This window comes from Saccharopolyspora dendranthemae, from assembly GCF_007829955.1.
GTDB classification, from domain to species: domain Bacteria; phylum Actinomycetota; class Actinomycetes; order Mycobacteriales; family Pseudonocardiaceae; genus Saccharopolyspora; species Saccharopolyspora dendranthemae.
Map to the genome: position 1 here is coordinate 629,350 of NZ_VIWX01000002.1, position 12,298 is coordinate 641,647.

A 12,298-nucleotide genomic window follows, 5' to 3' on the forward strand; every position below is an offset into this window, starting at 1 on the left:
CGGCTGCTCGCTTCGCAGACTCGAAGGTGAAGGGAGCGAACATCCATGAGCAAGATCTGGTTCATCACAGGTACTTCCAGCGGTTTCGGCCGGTTGTGGAGCGAGGCCGCCCTCGATCGCGGCGACCGCGTGGTCGCCACCGCGCGAGATGCCTCCACGCTCGACGACCTGGTCACCACCTACGGGGACGCGGTCCTGGCCCTCAGCCTGGACGTCACGGATCGGGAAGCCGTCTTCGACGCCGTCGCGCACGCCGTGCAGCGGTTCGGGCGCATCGACGTCGTCGTGAACAACGCTGGTTACGGTCACTTCGGGATGGTCGAGGAGCTGACCGAGCGCGAACTGCGCGAGCAGATGGAGACCAACTTCTTCGGCGCCACCTGGGTCGCGCAAGCGGTACTGCCGGTGTTGCGGCGCCAGGGCGGCGGGCGCCTCCTGCAGGTCTCCAGCGAGGGAGGCGTCCGCGCCTACCCCGGAATCGGCGCCTACCACGCGTCGAAGTGGGCTCTGGAGGGTCTTTCGGAGTCGCTGCGCCAGGAGGCGGCGGGTTTCGGCATCCACGTGGTCTGCGTCGAGCCCGGTCCGTACGCCACCGACTGGCTAGCACGCGGTTCGCGTCAGAGCGCCGAATCGCCGGACTACGCTGCTGCGCGCGCAACCAACCAGGTGGAGTTCGACGTCGGTGACCCGGCTGCCACCGGCTCGGCGATCCTCGAGATCGTCGACGCACCGGAGCCGCCGAGCAGGGTGATCCTCGGGCGACTGTTCCCCGACATCGAAGCCATCTACGAGGAGCGGCTCAAGATCTGGCGTGACTGGCAGCCCCTGTCGCTGCGCGCGTTCGGCTCCCCGGCGGCCTGAACGGTCTCCGGACCGGCAGGAGCACGTGACGAAGGAGGGCTGAGGTTCTCGCGCCTCGTGCCATCGAGCCCGGGTTGCCCCGCTGCGGATCGTGACACCCGCGAACCGCAAGACCGGTCCGCTGTCGCCTCCCAAGGGGGCGACGCGCTGCTGGGGGGTGCGTACCGAATGTCCTCAATGGACAGAGGTCGTTGTTCTTCATCGCGAAGTTCGATCAAATGGAATAAGAGGTTCCTTTTGATCTGTGCTCGTTCACATTTCTGCTTCGCCCTTAAGGGTGAAGTAAACCTCATTGCCGGGGCTTGTGGATCTACCCGTCATCCCGTTACGGTCGGTTGTCAGAAAGGCTAGGCAAACCTAACCAACTGCCCGGGTGGCTTCGCGGCTCAGCCCCCGTCCGGGCGTATCCGTGCGGTCGTCGACAGGCGGAACGGCACGCGGTGTACGGCATCCGCGTGGGTTGCTGCCGTGTTGATCGCTGCCGTCTTCCTGTTCGGCGCGGCTCGACAACGAGGTGAAGAGGACTTGACAACCAGTATCCAGCTCGCGGGTGGGATCGGCGGACCGGAGAACCTCCGTCCGCTCCTCGCTGCGGCGCTCGACGCCCTGGGGAAGGGGACGGTCGACCGAGGCGGCCCGCTACCGACTGGTGGAGCCGACGCGGTGGGGGCCCTGTTCGCCGATGACGTGCTCCCGGTGGAGGGGCGGGGTGCGGAGTCGGCGTTGGACGGCTTGACCAAGGCCTTCACCGCAGGTGCGGCCGACCCGGCCCATCCGGCGTGCGTCGCGCACCTGCACACGCCGCCGCTCGCGCTCGCGGTGGCCGCGGACCTCGTCGCCGGGGTGCTGAACTCGTCGTTGGACTCCTGGGACCAGGCTCCGTCCGGCACGCACGTGGAATCCCAGGTCGTCCGAGCGCTCGCGGGTCTCGTCGGCTACGACCCCGAGGTCGCTTCGGGAGCGGTGACCTCAGGTGGCACGGAGTCCAACCTGACGGCCCTGCTGCTGGCGCGCGACCACGCGCTGTCCCGCGCGGTCGGTGCGCACGCGGTGGCCTCGGGGATTCCTGCGGAGGTGTCCGGGCGTCTGCGGATCCTGTGCTCGGAGACGACGCACTTCTCGGTCGCGCGAAGCGCGGGAGTGCTGGGACTGGGGGAGGAGTCGGTGATCCAGGTACCGCTGGATCGCGACCACCGGATGGATCCCGGTGCGCTCCGGTCGATCCTGGCCGATCTGCGCGCAGGCGGGGACATCCCGATCGCTGTGGTGGCCACGGCCGGCACGACCGACCTCGGGGTGATCGACCCGCTGCCGGAGGTCGCGGAGGTGGCCGCCGAGCACGACACCTGGCTGCACGTCGACGCGGCCTACGGTGGCGGGGCGCTGTTCTCCGACCGGCTGGCCTCGTTGCTCACCGGTGTTGACAGCGCCGATTCGGTGGCCCTCGACCTGCACAAGCTGGGGTGGCAGCCGGTCGCCGCCGGGGTGCTGCTGGCGCGTCAGGCCGCCGCGTTCGATCCGATCGAGCGGCGGGTGGCCTACCTCAACACCGCCGACGACGAGGACGCCGGTTTCCAGAGCCTGCTCGGGCGTTCGCTGCGCACGACGCGCCGCCCGGACGCGTTCAAGATCGCCGTGACCTTCCAGGCACTCGGCCGCCGCGGTCTGGGCGAGCTGGTCGACAGGTGCCACGAGCAGGCCCGAAGCGCCGCAGCGACGGTCCAGGAGCATCCCCGGCTCGAGCTGTACCGGGAACCGGTGCTGACCACGGTCATCTTCCGCTACCGGCCGGAACGCGGTGATCCGGACGCGATCAACGCCGAGCTGCGACGCGCCTTGCTCCGCACGGGCCGGGCCGTGGTGGGCCGCACCGAGCTGGACGGCGCGGTGTGGCTGAAGCTCACGCTGCTCAACCCCAACACGACTGAAACCGACATCAATGCTCTGCTGGCGGAAGTGCTCGCCGCTGCCACGGACGAGGAGGCCCGATGACCGCCGCTACCGGTAGCGACGTCGCGTTCAACGCCGATCGGATCGCCGAGTCCGCCGCGAGGAACGCGTTGCTGCGGTGCTGGGTCCGCGAAACCGGAGCCCACGTCCCGGAAACGGGCAAGCTCGACCTGCCGCTGAACGTGGCGAACACCGCGATCTTCGCCGATGTCCAGTACCGCTCTCCGACCGGTCACCACCGCTTCGGCGAGGTGCGCTTCGACGGCGGCGGCCCGGTCAACGCCGTCGCGCTGGCAGCGCTGATGGCAGCCGAGGCCGCCGCCGGGCACGCGCCCGATCCCGCCGCGGTCATCGACCTGGTCGGACGGGTCGCCGACTCGCAGCACCGCACCGCGACGCACCTGCGCGAACGACGTGCGGCGAGCGCGGATCCGGTCGGCACGTCCCCGTTCCTCGCCGCCGAACAAGCGCTGGTCCTCGGTCATCCGCTGCATCCGACGCCGAAGAGCCGCATCGGCTGGACCGACCGCGAAGCCGCCGCGTACTCCCCGGAGCTGCGCGGGAGCTTCCAGCTGCACTGGTTCGCGGCGGACCGCTCGGTGATCGCCGGAGAGGGCGGTGCGGAGGCGCTGCTCGCCGACTTCGCCCCGGAGGTCCCGGACGGGACGGTGGCCGTGCCGGTGCACCCGTGGCAGGCGCGCGAGGTGCGTGAGCGACCCGGAGTGCGGGACCTGTTCGCCGCGGGCCTGGTGCAGGACCTCGGCACCTCGGGTGCGCCCTGGTACCCCACCGCGTCGATCCGGACCCTGTACCGCCCCGACGCGCCGGTGATGCTCAAGTTCTCGCTGGCGCTGCCGATCACCAACTCCAAGCGGGAGAACCTGCGCAAGGAGCTCCTCCGCGGCGCGGAGATCGACCGTCTGCTCGACGCCGGTCTCGCGGGTGAGATCTCGGCCGCGCACCCGAACTTCTCGGTCGTGCGCGATCCCGCCTGGCTCACCGTGGAGCTGCCCGACGATCCCCAACGGGAGAACGGGCTGGAGCTGGTGCTGCGGGACAACCCGTTCGACCCCGAGCAGCGCGTCGCGTGCGTTGCCGGCCTGCTCGCCGAACGCCCCGACGCAGGTCGATCGGCCCTGGAAGCGGTCATCGAGGAGCTGTCTGAGCGCAGCGGCGAGCCCGTGGAGAAGGTCGCCGAGCAGTGGTGCGCACGCTACTTCGACGAGCTGATCGCGCCGGTGCTGTGGTTGTACCGGGAGCACGGACTCGGTCTGGAGGCGCACCAGCAGAACACCCTGGTGAGCCTGGACGCCGAGGGATGGCCGTGCGGCGGCTGGTACCGGGACAACCAGGGCTACTACCTCTCCGAGTCCCGCATCGCCGGTCTGGAGCAGTTCCTGCCGGGAGTGGGGGTGGCCGGCGACAACCGCGTCGACGACGCCGTCATCGACGAACGGCTGGGCTACTACATCGGCATCAACAACCTGCTCGGTCTGGTCGGTGCCTTCGGATCGCAGGGACTCGCCGACGAGCGGCGGTTGCTCGGTCTGCTGGCCGACCGCCTGCGCCGGTTCTCCGATCTCCCGCTGGCCAGGACGCTGGTCGAGGAGAAGACCTTGCGCTGCAAGGCGAACCTGCTCACCCGGCTCGACGGGCTCGACGAGCTGGTCGGTCCGCTGGAGACCCAATCCGTCTACGTCGACCTCGACAACCCGTTCGTGGAAGGGGATTCCACCGCATGAGCCACGTGCACGACCTGGTCGGCGTGGGAATCGGCCCGTTCAACCTCTCGCTGGCAGCGCTCGCCGAACCGGTGGACGACCTCTCGGTCGCGTTCCTGGAGTCCAAGCCCGAGTTCTCCTGGCACCACGGCCTGCTCATCGAGGGAACCACCCTGCAGGTGCCGTTCCTCGCCGACCTGGTCACGCTGATCGACCCCACGAGCCGGTGGTCGTTCCTGTCGTACCTGGCCGCGCAGGAACGACTCTTCCCGTTCTACTTCGCCGAGAACTTCCACATCTCACGCCGCGAGTACGACCACTACTGCCGGTGGGTTGCCGACTCGTTGCCCTCCTGCCGCTTCGGGCGCCGCGTGACCGCGGTGCGCTGGGACGCCGGGGACGAGCTGTTCCACGTCGAATCCGAGGACGTCCGCACGGCGGAACGAGAAACGCTCATCGCCCGCAACGTGGTGCTCGGCGTGGGCACCGAACCGACCGTGCCGGAACCGATGCGCGGGTTGCTGGGCGAGGACGTCTTCCACGCCTCGGAGTACCTGGACCGGCAGGAGTCGCTGCGCGGTGCCGAGGACGTCACGGTGATCGGTTCCGGGCAATCCGGTGCCGAGGTGGCGCTGGACCTGATGCGGGCCCAGGAGAGTGCGGGCTGGCGGGTTCGCTGGCTCACCCGGTCTCAGGCCTTCGCGCCCATGGAGTACTCCAAGCTCGGCCTGGAGCACTTCACACCGGACTACACCCGGTACTTCCGGAGCCTGCCGCAGGAGACCCGGGACCGGGTCGTGCCCGCGCAGTGGCAGCTCTACAAGGCGAGCAGCGCGGCGACCCTCGCGGCGATCCACGAGGTGCTCTACGAACGCAGCGTCGGGCAGCAAGAAGTGGCCGTCGATCTCATGCCGAACGTGGCCGTGACCGGGGCCCAGCGGGCCGGTGACGGTGTCGAGCTGGCGTGCCGTCACACCGAGCAGGAACGCGACTTCACCGTCCGGACCGATCGGGTGGTGCTGGCCACCGGGTACTCGGCGAACCAGCCGCCTTGCCTGGAACCGCTGTCGGACGTGGTCGACTGGGATGCGCGCGGCCGGTACCAGGTCGGTGATGACTACGGCGTGGCGCTGGACCCGTCGGTCACCGGCGGCCTGTACGTGCAGAACGCGGAGATGCACAGTCACGGCGTGGGCGCGCCGGACCTGGGGCTGGGCGCTCACCGCGCGGCGGTGATCGTCAACGCGGTGTCCGGGCGGGACCAGTACTCGCTGCCGAAGCGCAGTGCCTTCACCACCTTCGGCGTGGCCTGATGCGCGCACGTCCGGTCCTGCTCATGGCAGCGGGCCTGCACATGGTCACCGAGACCGCGCTCGCTCCGTTCTACCCCGCGCTGTTCCGGGCGGCGTTCGGCGTCCACGACCTCGCCGCCACCGGGTACTTCATCACGTTCAGCCGGATCGCTGCGATCGCCGCCGTTCCGCTGTGGGGGATGGCGACCCGCCGCTGGCGCATCGAGCAGCTGGTCCTCGTCGGGCAGTCCGTCGCCGTGGTGCTGACGGCGTGCTTGGCGCTGGCGCCCAGCTACGCGGTCTTCACCGCCACGGGTGTCGCGCTGGTCGCGGTCAAGGCGGTCGTGCTGCTGGCCTACCCGAAAACAGCCGGGACCCACCCGGGCGGACTGCTGCCTGGGGTGCGGCAGTACGTCGCCGTCCTGCAGGTCTCGGTGGTCGCCGCGTCCGGGCTCGGGACGCTGATCGTCAGCTCGCCCGACCCGAGGCAGGCGTTGCCGCTGCTCGCGGTCGTCGAGGCCGGGTTGCTGGTGGTCTGCGTGATGGCCTTGCGCACCTCCGAGGCCGGGCCGGTGGATTCGCCGGTGTCCACGGCTCCCTCGATGCCGCGCAGCGCGCTGGCACCGCTCGCGGTGCTGGTGCTCGGGTTCGCCCTCGCGGGCGCCGTGGTCCGTCCGTACTTCACCGAGTACACCACCGGAGCCGGGTACTCCGAGCTGGTCGGCGCGCTGCTGTTCGTGGCCGCGCACGTGGCCGCGCTGGCGTCGGTGCTCAGGCTGCGCGCGGTGCCTCCCGGACCGGTGGTCCCGTTCGCCCTCGCCGCTGCCGGTCTGGCCGCGCAGGCGGCCTTCACCGATCCGGTGCTGCTCGCGCTGGGGCGGGTGGTGTTCGGCGTCGGCCTGGGGCTCGGGCAGGTCGCCTTGGACTTCCGGGTCCTCACCGCCGCCCAGGGCTCGGGTGCCGCGTACGGGCTGGTGGCCGCCGCCCAGCACGCCGGCCTGCTGTCGGCACCGCTGATCGCGATGGCAGGCGCCACGAGCGATCTGGCCCTACCGCTGGTCATCGGCGCGGGGCTGTTCGCCGTGCTCGCGCTCGTCACGGCCCCGGTGCTCAACACCGCAAGTACTCCACGTCCTCGCTCTACGGAGGTTACCGATGTCTCTGTCCGTGCCACCTGAACTCACCGCCGAGAACTGGCAGCGCGTCGACCGCGAAGTGCTCGCCAAATCGCTGGCCGAGCTGTCCTACGAGCTGATGCTGGAACCGGTCGAAGTCGGCCAGGGCCTGTACCGCCTCCAGCTCCCGAACGAGGTCTCCTACACCTTCGCCGCCCGGCGCGGAGCGTTCGGGCACTGGACGGTGGACGCGAACTCGATCGTGCGCGGTGAAGCGGGCGAGGAGCGGCCCGCGCACGACACCCTGCAGTTCCTGCTGGACGCGCACTCGACGCTCGGGATCAGCGGCGACACCGCCGGTCACCTCGCCCGCGAGCTGACCGCGACGCTCGCCGCGGACGCCAAGCTGCTGGGCTCGGACGCGGCCACCGCAGGCGAACTCGCCGAGCTGTCCTACATCGAACTCGAAGGACACCAGACCGGGCACCCGTGGATCGTGCCGAACAAGGGCCGGATCGGGTTCTCGGCGGCCGACGCCGCCCGCTACGCCCCGGAAGCCCGGCAAGACCTGCGCCTGCCCTGGATCGCCGTGCACGCCAACCTCGCCCAGTACCGCGGCGTCGAGGCGCTGCCCAACGAGAGGCTGATCGAGCACGAGCTCGACGAGCCGACTCGGCAGCGCTTCACCCAGGAGTTGGCGCAACGTGGGCTCGATCCGGACGCCTACGTGTGGATGCCCGTGCACCCGTGGCAGTGGGACGAAGTCGTGCTGCCGGTCTTCACCCCGGACATCGCCGCCGAGCGCATCGTGCCGCTCGGCGACGGGCCGGACCTCTACCGGGCGCAGCAGTCGATCCGCACCTTCGCCAACCTCGAATCCTCGCAGCGGCACCACGTCAAGCTCCCGCTGTCGATCCTCAACACGCTGGTCTGGCGGGGTCTGCCCACGGAGCGGACGGTCGCCGCTCCGGCGCTGACCTCGTGGGTGCTCGACCTGGCGGCCAACGACTCCTACCTGACCGACGAGGCGCGCGTGGTGCTGCTCGGCGAAGTCGCCTCGGTCACGGTCAAGCACCCCGTCCTGGAGGAGATCTCCGAGGTCCCGTACCAGTACCGGGAACTGCTGGGCGCGATCTGGCGGGAGCCGATCAGCAACAAGCTCGACGAGGGCGAGCGCGCCCGAACCCTGGCCTCGTTGCTGCACGTGGATCGCGAGGGACGCGCGTTCATCAGCGAACTGGTGAAGCGGTCCGGTGTGGACGCGGAGAGCTGGCTGCGCGAGCTCTTCGGCGCCTTGCTCCCGCCGCTGCTGCACTTCCTGTACCAGTACGGGCTCGTGTTCTCCCCGCACGGTGAGAACGCGATCGTGGTGTTCGACGGGAACGACGTGCCGACACGACTGGCGGTGAAGGACTTCGTCGACGACGTCAACGTCGCCTCGGCTCCGCTCCCGGAGCTGGAGAACATGCCGCAGGAGGTTTCCGACATCCTGCTGCGCGAAGAACCCCAGTTCCTGTGCCAGTTCATCCAGAGCGGCCTGTTCGTCGGGCACTTCCGCTACCTCGCCCCGCTGGTCGAGGAGCACCTGTCGATCCCGGAGAGCCGCTTCTGGACGCTGGTTCGGGAGCAGGTCCTGGACTACCAGAAGGCCAACCCGGAGCTGGAGGAGCGCTTCACGCTGTTCGACCTGCTGACGCCGGAGATCGAGCGGCTGTGCCTGAACCGGAACAGGCTGCTGCTCGACGCCTACCGGGATCGTCCGGAGCGACCGCACGCCGCCGTGCACGGAACGATCCCGAACCCCCTGCACGACCCGGAATCCTGATCCGGAGCCGTGGGTGTCCTCGGCGAGGACACCCACGGCTCGACGCTCAGCGCGTCCTGGTGGACCGCGGATCGGCACCGCGGACGATGGCGGTGATGACGAGTCCGCCGTCGGCCAGCCATCTCCCGGTGAACGAGGTCAGCGGTGCGCCGTCGATCTCCGGTCCTCGCTGGAGCAGTCGTGCGCGGAACGTGCCGTCCGGCGAGAGGGTGAGCTCGGCATCCTCGAAGTCGAGCCACCTCCGGGTCAGCGGGAACCACGCCTTGTAGACGGATTCCTTGGCGCTGAACAGAACGCGGTCCCAGTGCACCGCCGGGTCCGCGGTGGACAGGGTGGTGAGCATGGCTCGTTCAGCGGGAAGCGAGATCGCGTCGAGGACGCCGTCAGGCAGCTGGTCGTGCGGTTCGGCGTCGATGCCCGCGGTGCGCACCGAGTCGTCCCGTCCGACCACGGCGGCTCGGTAGCCCGCGCAGTGGGTCATGCTGCCGACCACGCCCGGTGGCCACCCGGGGGCACCGCGCTCGCCGGGCAGCAGCGGGACCGCGGGCACCCCGATCCCGGCCAGCGCGTTGCGGGCGCAGTGCCGCACGGTCGTGAACTCGCGGCGGCGCTTGTCGACGGACCGGGCGATCTCCCGTTCCTCCTCCTCGAACAGCCACGCCTGCGGTGGGTCGGTGAACGCCTCGTCCCACGCCACTCCGCCCGGCAGCACGCGCTCGATCACGCCGTCTCCGGGAACACCGGTCGCAGCAGCTCGGAGGGCAGGCCCCGGCGCTTCCACTCCCGCGGGTAGCCGATGGAGACCTCCTCGAACCGGACGCCGTCGTACCAGGTGGTGCGGGGGATGTGCAGGTGGCCGTAGATGACGGTCCGGGCGCGGTACCGCTGGTGCCAGTCGGCCGTGCGCACCGTTCCGCACCACTGCGCGAACTGCGGGTACCAGAGCACGTCGGTCGGTTCGCGGACCAGCGGGTAGTGGTTGACCAGCACCGTCGGCAGGTCGGGATCGCACGCGGCGAGGCGTTTCTCGCTGTAGTCCAGCCGAGCCCGGCACCACTCGTCGCGGGTCGGGTAGGGGTCGGGGTGGAGCAGGAACTCGTCTGTGCACACGACACCGGATTCGTGCGCGACCGCGAGCGCTTCGTCCTTGGTCGACGTGCCTGCCGGGCGGAACGTGTAGTCGTAGAGCACGAACAGCGGCGCGATGGTGACCGGGCCACCACGGCCGGTCCACACGGGGAACTCGTCCTCGGGCGTGACCACGCCGATCTCACGGCACCGGCGCACCAGTTCGAGGTAGCGCTCCTGGCCTCGGAGCTGCAGCGGATCCTGCTTCGGCGTCCACAGCTCGTGGTTGCCCGGCACCCAGATGACCTTCTCGAACCGCCCGGCCAGCATCGTCAGCGCCCAGCTGATGTCCTCGGACATCTCACCGACGTCCCCCGCGACCACCAGCCAGTCGTGCGGCGAGCGCGGGTGCAGGTTCCGGACGATGTCCTGGTTCTCCTCAGCAGCGACGTGGAGGTCGCTGATGGCGAGCAGTTCACCTGAGCTCATGATCAAGCGATGGTAGTCCCGCAACTCCGGTGGACCACGGATTTGCCGGCACAACTGGGGCAATGACTAGGGCGTGGAGCACACCCGTGCGCACAGCTGCGGGGAAGTCCTCCGTGGACGAAGGATCAGGAGCAGACGGCTCCGCTCCTCGCGGAGCCGACCAGCTTCGAGTACTTCGCCAGAACGCCCGTGCGGCGCTCCGGGGTGGGCGGGGTCCACGCGTCGCGGCGGGAGTCCAGCTCCTCCTGCGGGACGTCGAGGTCGAGGGTCTTGGTGGTCATGTTGAGCACGATCGGATCGCCGTCCTGCACGAGCGCGATGGTGCCGCCCTCGGTCGCTTCCGGAGCGACGTGCCCGATGCACAAGCCGGTCGTCGCCCCCGAGAACCGCCCGTCGGTGACCAGCAGGACCTCCTTGCCGAGCCCGGCTCCCTTGATCATCCCGGTCACGGCCAGCATCTCCCGCATCCCGGGGCCACCGCGCGGGCCTTCGTAGCGGATCACCACGACGTCACCGGCCACGACGGTCCCGTTGGAGACGGCGTCGAGAGCGCCTTGCTCGCCGTCGAAGACCCGTGCGCGCCCGCGGAATTCGGCCGCGTCGAACCCCGCGGACTTGACCACGGCTCCGTCCGGGGCCAGCGAGCCGCGCAGGACGGTGATGCCGCCCGTCGGGTGGATGGGATCGCTCAGCGCGTGGATCACGGTCCCGTCGAGGTCCGGCGGGTCGATCTCGGCGAGGTTCTCCGCGACGGTGCTCCCGGTGCAGGTGAGGGCGTCGCCGTGCAGGAGTCCGGCGTCGAGCAGCGCCTTCATCACCACGGGCACGCCGCCGACCTGGTCGACGGTGCTCATCACGTGCGCTCCGAAGGGCTTGACGTCGGCCAGGTGCGGGACGCGTTCGCCGATGCGGTTGAAGTCGTCGAGCTCCAGCGGAACGCCCGCCTCGGTGGCGATCGCGAGCAGGTGCAGCACGGCGTTGGTCGACCCGCCGAAGGCCAGGACGACGGCGATCGCGTTCTCGAACGCCTCCCGAGTCAGGATCTGCCGGGCGGTGATGCCCTTCTCCAGCAGCCCGAGGACGGCTTCGCCGGAGGCGCGGGCGATGCCGTCGCGCCGGCGGTCGACGGCGGGCGGGCTCGCCGAGCCCGGCAGAGCCATGCCCAGCGCTTCGGCCGCGCTGGCCATCGTGTTCGCCGTGTACATGCCTGCGCACGCGCCCTCACCCGGGCAGATGGCGCGCTCGATCTCGGTGAGCTCCTCGCGGCTGATCAGGCCGCGCGCGCAGGCCCCGACGGCCTCGAACGCGTCGGCGATGTTGACCTCCCGGCCCTCGACGTGGCCGGGCAGGATCGTCCCCGCGTAGACGAAGGTCGCGGCGAGGTCGAGTCGGGCGGCGGCCATCAGCATGCCGGGCAGGGACTTGTCGCAGCCGGCGAGCAGGACGGTGCCGTCGAGCCGCTCGGCCTCGACGACGGTCTCCACCGAATCGGCGATGACCTCGCGGCTGACCAGCGAGTAGTGCATGCCGACGTGGCCCATGGAGATGCCGTCGGAGACCGAGATCGTGCCGAACTCCATGGGGAAACCGCCCGCGTGGTGGACGCCCTCCTTCGCCGCCTGCGCCAGGCGCTGCAACGACAGGTTGCAGGGGGTGATCTCGTTCCAGCTCGATGCGATTCCGATCTGCGGCTTGACCAGGTCGTCGTCGCGCATCCCGACGGCGCGGAGCATGCCGCGCGCGGCCGTGCGTTCGATGCCGTCGGTGACCTGGCGGGAGCGAAGCTCGCGATCGGACATGATGACTCCTCGGCGCGGTGGGGAACGGGACGGCACCCACGATCGCACCCGCCGCTCGCGCCGGCACGCCCCCTCGCCGAGGGCGGCCTGCTTCGGTCCGTGGCCCGCATCAGGAGCGGTGCGCGGAGACCGCGGAGGCGCTCAGCTGCCCGCTACCCGCCACGCACAGCACTTGCTC

The 12,298-nt window shown here is 70.2% G+C and carries 9 protein-coding genes; 6 read left to right on the forward strand and 3 right to left on the reverse strand.

Annotated features, from left to right (window positions below; translation table 11 throughout):
- The first annotated feature begins 45 nt into the window (after positions 1–45).
- From FHU35_RS11680 to FHU35_RS11705, 6 genes are all read left to right on the forward strand, one after another.
- On the forward strand, positions 46–861 hold the full coding sequence (locus FHU35_RS11680; RefSeq protein WP_145738522.1) for an SDR family NAD(P)-dependent oxidoreductase: 816 nt from the start codon (positions 46–48) through the stop codon (positions 859–861).
- A 525-nt stretch (positions 862–1,386) separates the two neighbouring features.
- On the forward strand, positions 1,387–2,853 hold the full coding sequence (locus FHU35_RS11685; RefSeq protein ID WP_145738523.1) for a pyridoxal phosphate-dependent decarboxylase family protein: 1,467 nt from the start codon (positions 1,387–1,389) through the stop codon (positions 2,851–2,853).
- Positions 2,850–4,553 carry an IucA/IucC family protein gene (locus tag FHU35_RS11690; RefSeq protein ID WP_145738524.1) on the forward strand — a complete coding sequence of 568 codons (1,704 nt, stop codon included), beginning with the start codon at positions 2,850–2,852 and terminating at the stop codon, positions 4,551–4,553. The genes FHU35_RS11685 and FHU35_RS11690 overlap by 4 nt, the downstream gene beginning before the upstream one ends.
- The gene (locus FHU35_RS11695; RefSeq protein ID WP_145738525.1) at positions 4,550–5,845 is read left to right on the forward strand and encodes a lysine N(6)-hydroxylase/L-ornithine N(5)-oxygenase family protein; all 1,296 of its coding nucleotides are present in this window, start codon (positions 4,550–4,552) and stop codon (positions 5,843–5,845) included. The genes FHU35_RS11690 and FHU35_RS11695 overlap by 4 nt, the downstream gene beginning before the upstream one ends.
- A complete protein-coding gene (locus FHU35_RS11700) occupies positions 5,845–7,002 on the forward strand; it encodes a hypothetical protein (RefSeq protein ID WP_145738526.1) in 1,158 nt (385 codons plus the stop codon). The genes FHU35_RS11695 and FHU35_RS11700 overlap by 1 nt, the downstream gene beginning before the upstream one ends.
- Positions 6,980–8,764: an IucA/IucC family protein gene (locus tag FHU35_RS11705; RefSeq protein WP_145738527.1), complete on the forward strand. Its 1,785-nt coding sequence runs from the start codon at positions 6,980–6,982 to the stop codon at positions 8,762–8,764. Before FHU35_RS11700 ends, FHU35_RS11705 begins: the two co-directional genes overlap by 23 nt.
- A 46-nt stretch (positions 8,765–8,810) precedes the next feature.
- Here FHU35_RS11705 and FHU35_RS11710 read toward each other — a convergent pair whose 3' ends face one another.
- The 3 genes from FHU35_RS11710 to ilvD all read right to left on the reverse strand — a co-directional run bounded on the left by FHU35_RS11710 (position 8,811) and on the right by ilvD (position 12,120).
- Positions 8,811–9,488 (reverse strand): 4'-phosphopantetheinyl transferase family protein, encoded by a 678-nt coding sequence (locus FHU35_RS11710; RefSeq protein ID WP_145738528.1) that lies wholly within the window; start codon positions 9,486–9,488, stop codon positions 8,811–8,813.
- A complete protein-coding gene (locus FHU35_RS11715) occupies positions 9,485–10,321 on the reverse strand; it encodes a metallophosphoesterase family protein (RefSeq protein ID WP_145738529.1) in 837 nt (278 codons plus the stop codon). The genes FHU35_RS11710 and FHU35_RS11715 overlap by 4 nt, the downstream gene beginning before the upstream one ends.
- Positions 10,322–10,446: 125 nt before the next feature.
- The gene (gene ilvD, locus FHU35_RS11720) at positions 10,447–12,120 is read right to left on the reverse strand and encodes a dihydroxy-acid dehydratase (protein ID WP_145738530.1); all 1,674 of its coding nucleotides are present in this window, start codon (positions 12,118–12,120) and stop codon (positions 10,447–10,449) included.
- Positions 12,121–12,298: the final 178 nt, after the last annotated feature.